Annotated in this window: 10 protein-coding genes and 1 pseudogene (1 of these 11 cut by a window edge); 4 read left to right on the top strand and 7 right to left on the bottom strand. The window is 70.4% G+C overall.

The window, feature by feature from the left end; all coding sequences use genetic code 11:
- Both DDJ31_RS27720 and dapA read right to left on the bottom strand, forming a co-directional pair.
- On the bottom strand, nt 1-1035 hold the 5' portion of the coding sequence (locus DDJ31_RS27720) for a ribonuclease J (protein ID WP_127177659.1). 651 nt of this gene lie to the left of the window's left edge; only the first 1035 of its 1686 coding nucleotides appear in the window; it begins with the start codon at nt 1033-1035; its stop codon lies beyond the left edge, outside the window.
- A 123-nt stretch (nt 1036-1158) separates the two neighbouring features.
- A complete protein-coding gene (gene dapA / locus DDJ31_RS27715; protein WP_127177660.1) occupies nt 1159-2058 on the bottom strand; it encodes a 4-hydroxy-tetrahydrodipicolinate synthase in 900 nt (299 codons plus the stop codon).
- 361 nt (nt 2059-2419) lie between these two features.
- On the opposite strand from dapA, the gene DDJ31_RS27710 reads away from it, so the two are divergent.
- Together DDJ31_RS27710 and DDJ31_RS27705 are read left to right on the top strand one after the other, a co-directional pair.
- Nucleotides 2420-2659: a hypothetical protein gene (locus DDJ31_RS27710; protein ID WP_127177661.1), complete on the top strand. Its 240-nt coding sequence runs from the start codon at nt 2420-2422 to the stop codon at nt 2657-2659.
- A 113-nt stretch (nt 2660-2772) separates the two neighbouring features.
- Nucleotides 2773-3327, top strand: a complete 555-nt coding sequence (locus DDJ31_RS27705) for a hypothetical protein (RefSeq protein ID WP_127177662.1) — start codon at nt 2773-2775, stop codon at nt 3325-3327.
- Nucleotides 3328-3411: 84 nt separating this feature from the next.
- On the opposite strand, the gene DDJ31_RS27700 is transcribed toward DDJ31_RS27705, so the two are convergent.
- The 5 genes from DDJ31_RS27700 to rpsO all read right to left on the bottom strand — a co-directional run bounded on the left by DDJ31_RS27700 (nt 3412) and on the right by rpsO (nt 8914).
- The gene (locus DDJ31_RS27700) at nt 3412-3870 is read right to left on the bottom strand and encodes a hypothetical protein (protein ID WP_127177663.1); all 459 of its coding nucleotides are present in this window, start codon (nt 3868-3870) and stop codon (nt 3412-3414) included.
- A 13-nt stretch (nt 3871-3883) separates the two neighbouring features.
- A complete protein-coding gene (gene dapB / locus DDJ31_RS27695; protein ID WP_127177664.1) occupies nt 3884-4636 on the bottom strand; it encodes a 4-hydroxy-tetrahydrodipicolinate reductase in 753 nt (250 codons plus the stop codon).
- A gap of 77 nt (nt 4637-4713) precedes the next feature.
- Entirely contained in the window at nt 4714-6093 is a 1380-nt protein-coding gene (locus tag DDJ31_RS27690) for a M16 family metallopeptidase (protein WP_127177665.1), read from the bottom strand.
- A complete protein-coding gene (locus tag DDJ31_RS27685) occupies nt 6090-8306 on the bottom strand; it encodes a polyribonucleotide nucleotidyltransferase (protein ID WP_127177666.1) in 2217 nt (738 codons plus the stop codon). The genes DDJ31_RS27690 and DDJ31_RS27685 overlap by 4 nt, the downstream gene beginning before the upstream one ends.
- 320 nt (nt 8307-8626) lie before the next feature.
- The gene (gene rpsO, locus DDJ31_RS27680) at nt 8627-8914 is read right to left on the bottom strand and encodes a 30S ribosomal protein S15 (RefSeq protein ID WP_093825603.1); all 288 of its coding nucleotides are present in this window, start codon (nt 8912-8914) and stop codon (nt 8627-8629) included.
- A gap of 238 nt (nt 8915-9152) precedes the next feature.
- Here rpsO and DDJ31_RS27675 point away from each other — a divergent pair, with 238 nt between their 5' ends.
- A complete protein-coding gene (locus tag DDJ31_RS27675; RefSeq protein WP_127177667.1) occupies nt 9153-9446 on the top strand; it encodes a DUF397 domain-containing protein in 294 nt (97 codons plus the stop codon).
- 454 nt (nt 9447-9900) lie between these two features.
- Nucleotides 9901-10032 (top strand): annotated as a pseudogene (locus DDJ31_RS39720) (hypothetical protein); the annotation flags it as partial.
- Between the last annotated feature and the right edge of the window lie 617 nt (nt 10033-10649).

Here is a 10649-nt window from a genome sequence, read left to right as displayed (position 1 = left end):
GCCCGGGATCAGGGACGACGCCAGGATCACCGTGTCGCCGTCGACGATGCGGATCTGGTGGTCCCGGTTGGCCATGCGGGAGAGCGCGGCCATCGGCTCGCCCTGCGAACCCGTGCAGACCAGCACCACCTCGTGGTCCGGCAGGTCGTCGAGGGTCTTCACGTCGACCACCAGGCCGGGCGGGACCTTCAGATAGCCGAGGTCGCGGGCGATGCCCATGTTGCGGACCATCGAACGGCCGACGAAGGCCACCCGCCGGCCGTACTCGTGGGCCGCGTCCAGGATCTGCTGGATGCGGTGGACGTGGCTGGCGAAGCTCGCCACGATGATCCGCTTGCGGGCGCTGCCGAAGACCTGGCGCAGGACGTTGGAGATGTCCCGCTCGGGCGGCACGAACCCCGGGACCTCGGCGTTCGTCGAGTCGGCGAGGAGCAGGTCGATGCCCTCCTCGCTGAGCCGCGCGAACGCGTGCAGGTCCGTGAGGCGGTTGTCCAGCGGCAACTGGTCCATCTTGAAGTCGCCGGTGTGCACGACCATGCCGGCCGGGGTGCGGATGGCGACCGCGAGGGCGTCCGGGATGGAGTGGTTGACGGCGATGAACTCGCAGTCGAACGGTCCGACGCGCTCCCGGTTCCCCTCGACCACCTCGAGGGTGTAGGGGCGGATGCGGTGCTCCTGGAGCTTCGCCTCGATGAGGGCGAGGGTCAGCTTGGAGCCGATCAGCGGGATGTCCGGCTTCTCGCGGAGGAGGAAGGGGACGCCGCCGATGTGGTCCTCGTGGCCATGGGTCAGGACGATGCCGTCGATGTCGTCGAGGCGGTCCCGGATGGACGAGAAGTCCGGCAGGATCAGGTCGATTCCGGGCTGCTCCTCCTCGGGGAAGAGCACTCCGCAGTCGACGATCAGCAGGCGGCCTCCGTACTCGAAGACCGTCATGTTGCGGCCGATCTCGCCCAGGCCGCCGAGCGGGGTGACCCGGAGGCCGCCCTTCGGGAGCGGCGGGGGCGAGCCGAGCTCAGGATGCGGATGACTCAAAAGACTCTCCTCACCACACACGCCACGTACCGGTGGGCACGTGGCGCGCGTGACGTTCGTGCATGAGCAGTTGTGTGGGACGCAGGCACCGGTGGCCTGCTTATTCAGTTGTGAAGTCCGTTGTCAGAGCTGTACCCCGCCGGCCGCAAGATCGATCTTGAGCTGGGCGATCTCCTCGGGCGAGCATTCGACCATGGGGGCGCGCAGCGGACCCGCGGGCAGCCCCTGGAGGTCGAGCGCGGCCTTGGCGGTCATGACGCCCTGGGTGCGGAACATGCCGGTGTAGACCGGGAGCAGCTTCTGGTGGATCTCGGTGGCCTTCTGCACGTCACCCGAGGTGAAGGCGTCGACGAGGGCGCGCAGGTCCGGGGTGACGACATGGCCGACGACCGAGACGAAGCCGACCGCGCCCACCGACAGGAGGGGCAGGTTCAGCATGTCGTCGCCCGAGTACCAGGCGAGGCCGGAGCGCGCGATGGCCCAGCTCGCCCGGCCGAGGTCGCCCTTGGCGTCCTTGTTGGCGACGATCCGCGGGTGCTCCGCCAGGCGGACGAGCGTCTCCGTGTTGATGGGGACGCCGCTGCGGCCGGGGATGTCGTAGAGCATGACCGGCAGCCCCGCCGCGTCGGCGATGGCGGTGAAGTGCCGGTACAGGCCCTCCTGCGGGGGCTTGTTGTAGTACGGCGTGACGACGAGGAGGCCGTGGACGCCCGCCTCCTCGGCGGCGCGGGCCAGCTCGACGCTGTGGTGGGTGCTGTTGGTGCCGACCCCCGCGACGACGTGGGCGCGGTCGCCGACCGCCTCGAGTACGGCTCGGACCAGGTCCCTTTTCTCCGCGTCGCTGGTGGTGGGGGACTCGCCCGTGGTGCCGTTGATCACCAGGCCGTCGTTGCCTGCGTCCACCAGGTGGGCGGCGAGCCGCTGCGCGCCGTCGAGGTCGAGTGCGCCGTCCGCCGTGAACGGCGTGACCATGGCGGTGAGGACCCTCCCGAAGGGGGTCTGCGGAGTGGAGGTCGGAGCCATGGGTAACACGCTACTCGCTGCTCAATGCGGGGTCTGCCCTTGGGGTGCGGGCAAGTCAGGACAAAGGAGGAGCCCGGTACTGCCTGCTCGGGGGTTCAAGCAGTACCGGGTCCCTTTGATCAGGCTAGATGAACTTCTCTAAATGCCGCAATACGGACACCTCACGCTGCCGCTCCGTACATCTGTGCCCCGACACGCCGTGGGAGTGTCGAGGGGGCGCACAGGGGGGCGAACGGCGGCAACGCGGAAACTTCCGCTAATTACGGGAATCCGGGCACCTTCTGGGTCCTCCGCTCGTCTGTCCTGATGACGGCCGCTCTTTCGATCACCCGTCGTCCGACCCCCGAGAGGAGCCACCTCGATGTTCCGTCGGCGCGAGCCCGTACCGTTCGCCTTCCTCGCCGAAGCCGACAGTTTCCGCAGCAATGTCACGCCCCCGCCCCGCGAGCGCGCGTCCATCGGCCAGATAGCCGGGCGCTGGCTGCTGGGGGTCACGATCGTCGCGGGGCTCGTGGGTTCCGTGATCCTGGCGATGCCCGCCCTGTCGCAGGACCAGCCGGCCACGCAGACCCAGCAGTCCCAGGCCTCCGACGGGCACTGACCTGGCATCAGGCCCGCGCTGACTCCATCCGGCCCCCCTAGGGTGGTGAGCGGGAACACAGGCGGATAGCCTCACCGGGCACAGCCCATGCATGGATTCAGTGAGGATCAGCCGTGCCCCTGCCCTTCCTGACGGCCGACCGCGCCTTCGAGACAGCCGACGACGTCGCGCTGCCCTTCGACGACCGCGACCGCTGGCGGCGCCCCTACCGACCCGGTCCGTGGCGGGTGGGTCTGGCGGCGCTGCTGCTGCTGCTCGCGTCGTTCGTGCTGTTCGCCGGTGTCGTCATCGCGTTCACCGCCGCGCCGACCGAGGCCGGTGTCTGTCTCGTCGTCGCGCTGCTCGCCATCGCGGTCGCCCTGCGCATGCTGCGGGTCGGCGTGTGGGTGAGCCCGCGCGGGCTGCGGCGGGTCGGGTTCCTCGCCACCCGCACGACGCCGTGGGACCGGGTCGCCGCCGTACGGACCGTGCAGCAGCCGGTGCGCTGGCTCGGGCTGCCGCGGACGGTGCAGGGCCAGGCCCTGACGCTGGTCCTGAAGGAGCGTGCCGCCCGTGACTCCGCTCCCCTGATGACCACGCACAACGCCGACTTCCTCGGCCGGTCGCCCGCCTTCGACCGGGCCGCCGACACCGTCGAGGCCTGGGCGGCGGAGAACCGTCCCGGCTGACGTCGCACACCGTCGAGGCCCGGTCCGCCAGTGGCGTGGACCGGGCCTCGGTGCGTTCGGGGGCCCGCCGCCGGGCCGGTGGGCTCAGTGGGCGGAGGGGTGCCGGCCCGCGCGGTGCAGGGTGATGGCCTGCTGCATCGCCTTGCGGGCCCGGGGGGTGTCGCGGGCGTCGTGGTAGGCGACGGCGAGCCGGAACCAGCTGCGCCAGTCGTCGGGGGCGTCCTCCGTCTCGGCCTTGCGCCGGGCGAAGACCTCGTCGGCGGAGTCGCGGTCGATCCGGCCGCCCTCGGTGCGCTTCAGCTCGTCGACGGGCAGGCCGCCCTCGGCGTCGAGTTCGCCGGCGAGGGCGTTGGCCCTGCGGACGAACTGGGTGTTCTTCCACAGGAACCAGACCCCGATGACCGGCAGGATCAGGACCGCCACCCCGAAGGTGACGGTGATGAGCGTGCCGGACTGGATGAGCATGACGCCGCGGCTGCCGACCAGGACGAAGTAGAAGACGAGGACGGCGGCCGTGACGGCGTAGGTGATCTTCGCGCGCATCGGAGGTGATGCCTCAGTTCAGGTCGAGGAAGTGCTCGAGGCCGAAGGTCAGGCCCGGAGTGGTGACGACGCGGCGCGCGCCCAGCAGGATGCCCGGCATGAAGCTGCTGTGGTGCAGGGAGTCGTGCCGGACGGTGAGGGTCTCGCCCTCGGCGCCGAGCAGTACCTCCTGGTGCGCCAGCAGACCGCGCAGCCGCACCGCGTGCACCGGGATGCCGTCGACGCTGGCGCCCCGGGCGCCGTCCAGGGCGGTCGCGGTGGCGTCGGGCGCGGGGGCCGAACCGGCGCGGGCGCGGGCCTCGGCGATGAGCTGGGCGGTGCGGGTGGCGGTGCCGCTGGGTGCGTCCACCTTGTTGGGGTGGTGCAGCTCGATGACCTCGACGGACTCGAAATACGGCGCGGCGATCTGCGCGAACTTCATGGTGAGGACGGCGCCGATGGAGAAGTTCGGCGCGATCAGCACGCCGGTCTGCGGGGAGTCGGCGAGCAGGGCCTTGAGCCGGGTGAGGCGTTCGTCGGTCCATCCCGTGGTGCCGACGACGGCGTGAATGCCGTGCCGGAGACAGAAGTCGAGGTTGTCCATCACCGAGTCGGGGGTGGTCAGTTCGACCGCGACCTGGGCGCCCGACGCGGTCAGCGTCTCCAGGTCGTCGCCCCGGCCGAGGGCGGCGACCAGCTCCAGGTCCTCGGCGGCCTCGACGGCCCTGACCGCCTCCGAGCCGATCCGGCCCTTGGCACCGAGGACAGCCACGCGCAGCTTGCTCATCTTGTTCTTTCCTTCACCGGATTCAGGGGGTGGACCGAGGGCGGGGAGGGGACCGGGGCCGTCAGGGGCCGGGCCGGTCAGGCGACGACGTCGTGGAGGCGGGCCGCCTGCCTCTCCTTGAGCGGGCCGATGACCGAGAGCGACGGGCGCTGTCCGAGGATGTCCCGGGCGACGGCGCGCACCTCGTCGGGGGTGACGGCGGCGATGCGGGTCAGCATGTCGTCGACCGAGATCTGCTCGCCCCAGCACAGCTCGCTCTTGCCGATCCGGTTCATCAGCGCGCCGGTGTCCTCGAGGCCGAGGACCGTAGAGCCGCGGAGCTGGCCGACGGCGCGGCCGATCTCGTCGTCGGAGAGGCCGTCTTGGGCGACCTGGTCCAGTTCGTCGCGGCAGATCTTCAGCACGTCGTGCACCTGGCTGGGCCGGCAGCCCGCGTAGACGCCGAAGAGGCCGCAGTCGGCGAAGCCCGAGGTGTACGAGTAGACGCTGTAGGCGAGGCCGCGCTTCTCCCTGACCTCCTGGAAGAGGCGGGAGGACATGCCGCCGCCGAGGGCGGTGTTGAGGACGCCGAGGGCCCAGCGCCGTTCGTCGGTGCGGGCGAGGCCCGGCATGCCGAGGACGACGTGCGCCTGTTCGGTCTTGCGGCCGAGCAGTTCGACGCGGCCGGTGGCGCGGAGGGTGCGGCGGCCCTCGCGGGGCCCGAGGGGGACCGCTTCGGGGGTGCGGAACGCGCCGGCCTTCTCGAAGGCGGCCCTGACCTGGCGGACGACCTTGTTGTGGTCGATGTTGCCGGCCGCGGCGACCACCAGATGCGTGGGGTCGTAGTGCTTCTTGTAGAAGCGGCGGATGCGGTCGGCGGTGAGGGCGTTGACCGTGTCGACGGTGCCGAGGACCGGGCGGCCGAGGGGGTTGTCGCCGAACATGGTGTGCGCGAACAGGTCGTGCACGCAGTCGCCCGGGTCGTCCTCGGTCATGGCGATCTCTTCGAGGATGGCGCCGCGTTCGACGTTGACGTCCTCCTCGCGGATCAGGGAGCCGGTCAGCATGTCGCAGACGACGTCGATGGCGAGCGGCAGGTCGGTGTCGAGCACGCGCGCGTAGTAGCACGTGTACTCCTTCGCCGTGAAGGCGTTCATCTCGCCGCCGACGGCGTCGATCGCGGAGGAGATGTCCAGGGCGCTGCGCCGGTCGGTGCCCTTGAAGAGGAGGTGTTCCAGGTAGTGGGTGGCGCCGTTCAGCGACGGGGTCTCGTCGCGGGAGCCGACGTGCGCCCAGATGCCGAAGGTCGCGGAGCGGACCGAGGGCAGGGTCTCGGTGACGATGCGCAGGCCGCCGGGGAGGGTGGTCTTGCGGACCGTGCCGATGCCGCCTGCGCCCTTGACCAGGGTTTGGGTACGGGCGACGGCCCGCGCCTCCGAGGAGGTGCGGGCCGTCGCCTTGGAGCTGCTCGACGTCACTGGTCGGTGTCGTCCTTCTTGTCGTCGTCGCCTTCGCCCTCGATCACGGGGATCAGGGAGAGCTTGCCGCGGGAGTCGATCTCGGCGATCTCGACCTGGACCTTGGAGCCCACGGCCAGGACGTCCTCGACGTTCTCCACGCGCTTGCCGCCGGCGAGCTTGCGGATCTGCGAGATGTGCAGCAGTCCGTCCTTGCCCGGGAGCAGCGACACGAACGCGCCGAACGTCGTCGTCTTCACGACGGTGCCCAGGTAGCGCTCGCCGACCTCCGGCATGGTCGGGTTGGCGATCGAGTTGATCGTGGCGCGCGCGGCCTCGGCCTGTGAACCCTGGGCGGCACCGATGTAGATGGTGCCGTCGTCCTCGATCGTGATGTCGGCGCCGGTGTCCTCCTGGATCTGGTTGATCATCTTGCCCTTGGGGCCGATGACCTCGCCGATCTTGTCCACGGGGATCTTGACGGTGATGATCCGCGGGGCGTTGGGGGACATCTCGTCCGGGGTGTCGATCGCTTCCATCATCACGTCGAGGATGTGGAGGCGGGCGTCCCTGGCCTGCTTGAGGGCGGCGGCCAGGACGGAGGCCGGGATGCCGTCGAGCTTGGTGTCGAGCTGGAGCGCGGTGACGAACTCCTTGGTGCCGGCGACCTTGAAGTCCATGTCGCCGAAGGCGTCCTCGGCACCGAGGATGTCGGTGAGGGCGACGTAGTGCGTCTCACCGTTGATCTCCTGGGAGATCAGGCCCATGGCGATGCCGGCGACCGGGGCCTTGAGGGGCACACCGGCGTTGAGCAGCGACATGGTGGAGGCGCAGACCGAGCCCATGGACGTCGAACCGTTGGAGCCGAGGGCCTCGGACACCTGGCGGATCGCGTAGGGGAACTCCTCGCGGGTCGGCAGGACCGGCACGATGGCGCGCTCGGCGAGGGCGCCGTGGCCGATCTCGCGGCGCTTCGGGGAGCCGACGCGGCCGGTCTCGCCGACGGAGTACGGCGGGAAGTTGTAGTTGTGCATGTAGCGCTTGCGGGTCACCGGGGAGAGGGTGTCCAGCTGCTGCTCCATGCGGAGCATGTTGAGGGTGGTGACGCCCAGGATCTGGGTCTCGCCACGCTCGAACAGCGCCGAGCCGTGCACGCGCGGGATGGCCTCGACCTCGGCGGCGAGCGTACGGATGTCCGTGACGCCGCGGCCGTCGATGCGGACCTTGTCCTTGATGACGCGCTCACGGACCAGGGACTTGGTCAGCGAGCGGTACGCGGCGGAGATCTCCTTCTCGCGGCCCTCGAACTGCGGGAGCAGCTTCTCGGCGGCGAGACCCTTGACGCGGTCCAGCTCGGCCTCGCGGTCCTGCTTGCCCGGGATGGTGAGGGCCTGCGACAGCTCGCCCTTGACGGCGGCGGTGAGCGCCTCCAGGACGTCGTCCTGGTAGTCGAGGAAGACCGGGAACTCGCCGGTGGGCTTGGCGGCCTTGGCGGCGAGGTCGGCCTGCGCCTTGCAGAGGACCTTGATGAAGGGCTTCGCGGCGTCGAGGCCGGAGGCGACGATCTCCTCGGTAGGCGCCTCGGCGCCGCCCTTGACGAGCTGGATGGTCTTCTCGGTGGCCTCGGCCTCGACCATCATGATCGCGACGTCGCCGTCCTCGAGGACGCGGCCCGCGACGACCATGTCGAAGACGGCGTCCTCGAGCTCGGTGTGCGTCGGGAAGGCCACCCACTGGCCGCGGATCAGCGCGACGCGGACGCCGCCGATCGGGCCGGAGAAGGGCAGTCCGGCCAGCTGCGTGGACGCGGAGGCGGCGTTGATCGCCACGACGTCGTACAGGTGGTCGGGGTTGAGCGCCATGATCGTCGCGACGACCTGGATCTCGTTGCGCAGGCCCTTCTTGAAGGACGGGCGCAGCGGGCGGTCGATCAGACGGCAGGTGAGGATCGCGTCCTCGGAGGGGCGGCCCTCACGGCGGAAGAAGCTGCCGGGGATCTTGCCGGCGGCGTACATCCGCTCCTCGACGTCCACCGTGAGGGGGAAGAAGTCGAGCTGGTCCTTGGGGTTCTTGGAGGCGGTGGTGGCCGACAGCACCATGGTGTCGTCGTCCAGGTACGCCACGGCGGAGCCGGCGGCCTGCTTGGCCAGGCGGCCCGTCTCGAAGCGGATGGTGCGGGTGCCGAACGTGCCGTTGTCGATGACGGCCTCGGCGTAGTGGGTCTCGTTCTCCACTATGGGTTTCTCCGTTACTTGTCGTCTTTCGTCCCTCCTCGCCCGTGTGGCGGGGGACGGTACCGGAGAAGCGCGCGTCTGGTGCTGACCGGTCTTCGATCGAAGCTCCCGGGGTGTCGTACTCCCGGGGGCCACTACCGAGGACCGGCGGCGGTGAGGTGCGCCCCTCCTTTGTCGTGCCTCGTTGTGACTGATTACGTCTCGTACGGAATCCGTCCGCTACCACACTACAAAGCGTGAGTGACAGTCCGCACGTTTCCGCACATACGGCAAAGGGAGCGGTCCCCGAGAATGCCCGGGACCGCTCCCCTCACGGCGTCTTACTTGGCGCCCGCCGCACCGCGGCGGATGCCCAGGCGGTCGACCAGCGCGCGGAAGCGCTGGATGTCCTTCTTCGCCAGGTACTGGAGCAGGCGACGACGCTGACCGACCAGGATCAGCAGACCACGACGCGAGTGGTGGTCGTGCTTGTGGGTCTTGAGGTGACCCGTGAGGTCGGTGATACGACGGGACAGCAGCGCGACCTGGACCTCGGGGGAGCCGGTGTCACCGTCCTTGGTGCCGAACTCGGAGATGATCTGCTTCTTGACGGCGGCGTCGAGCGACACGCGTACTCCTCAAACTGTGGGTGTGCCACCGAGTGCCCCCGGTCTACATCTCGGGGAAGCTTCCGTGACTCGGAGGCGGAGGTCCGTACAGAGACGGCCGTCGTCCAGGGTACCAGCAGCGCATGGGCGCCTTCTCCCGGCTTCGCGAACCGCCCAGGTGGCGGGGGCGGGGCCACTAGGGTGAGGCTCGCGACGGTTCGTACACCGTTCATCACCCAGGGAAAGGGGTCGCTGCGGCATGGCGGAGACGGATGAGCAGATCAAGGCGCGCAAAGAGCGGGAGCGGGACGAGCTCTACGCCCTCGACATCTCCGATGTGACGTGGGAGAGCGCGCCCGGTACCGAGGAGCACGAGGAACGGGTCGAGATCGCGCGGCTGCCCGAGGGCGCCGTCGCCATGCGGTCGTCGCTCGACCCGGACACCGTGCTGCGGTACACGGAGGCGGAGTGGCGCGCGTTCGTGCTGGGCGCGCGGGACGGCGAGTTCGACCTGGAGCCGACGGTGCGCAACGGCGGCGTCGCCGCGGAGTAGGACGGCGGGCCGGGACGGGACCGGACGGGACCTGGACGGGACCGGACTGGACCGGGACGGGGTCACCGGCCGAGGTCACCTGAAGAAGTCGAGGGGCGGCACGCGCGCGCGTGCCGCCCCTTCGCGTCGGGTCGGGTCGATGTCGCGCGTACGCCCAACACACCTGTGCGGTACAGCCTTTCGGGGAGGTCCCGGTCGTTCCGTTTTCACCGTCTATTCAGCACGTTCATGAACCGCGACCGGTTTGTTCACCATCAGGCGCACTGTGTACGCCACTTATGGGCAGGTTGTGACGCGACGGGAAGGTGCCCGGGGGTGACGGGCCTGCCGGGGCGGGGCTTGTGATGATTAGGCTGGGAGAGGGCGCGTCGCCGGAACCCGTGGGCCGGGCGGCGGAGTTCCAGGGGGAGAGCCGGTGGATCGGACGACCTCGAAGGACGACGGACGACGAGCAATGGCCGCCCCCGGCACGGTCAGCGGGTGCGCGACCACTTCAGGAGGAACTGTGAGCAGCGATCGGGACGGGAACCGCGGGGGCTGGGCCACACCCGGCGACGACCAGCCCGACGCGGAGTCCGCCATCGAGACGACGGGCGAGTTCACCATCGACTACGCGCCGCCGGCTTGGTACACGCAGAACGCGTCCGGGGCGGGGGCGACGGGAGCGGGGACTGGAACTGGGGCCGGGGGCGCCGCCGGTACCGGTCCGGGTGCCGGGCAGGGGCAGGGGCAGGGCCAGGGTTCCGCCCAGGGACACGGGCCGGGACCCGGGCAGGCGCCGGGACAGGGTGGCGGGCCTGGGCAAGGTTCCGTGCCTGGACAGGGTTTCGGGCCTGGACAGGCTGGGCCTGGGCAGGGGCCGATGCCCGTGTCCGGTTCCGGGTCGGGTCCCGGTGAGCTGCCGTTGTCGTTGCCCGGGTTGACTCCCCCGGCTCACTCTCTTCCCCGGCCTCCGCATGAGGCGCAGGCGCCCGCCGCGGGTCCGGGCGCCCCCTTCACGCCGCCCGCGCCGGCGCCCAGTGCGCCGTTCACGCCTCCCCCGCCGTCGCCCGCGCCGGGGGCGCCTTTCACTCCCCCGGCCGTTGGGCCGACGGCGCCGCACGCGCCGTCCGCCGGAGGGCCTGGCGCGGTGCTGAGGCTGCCGGTGGGAAGCGGGTTCGAGCCGCAGCAGGTTCAGCCTGCCCCGGCCGCCGAGCCTTCGGA

Origin of the sequence: Streptomyces griseoviridis (assembly GCF_005222485.1) — a bacterium.
GTDB lineage: Bacteria > Actinomycetota > Actinomycetes > Streptomycetales > Streptomycetaceae > Streptomyces > Streptomyces hintoniae.
Note: the sequence above shows the minus strand (reverse complement) of the source record. Positions and strands in the feature narration are given on the sequence as shown.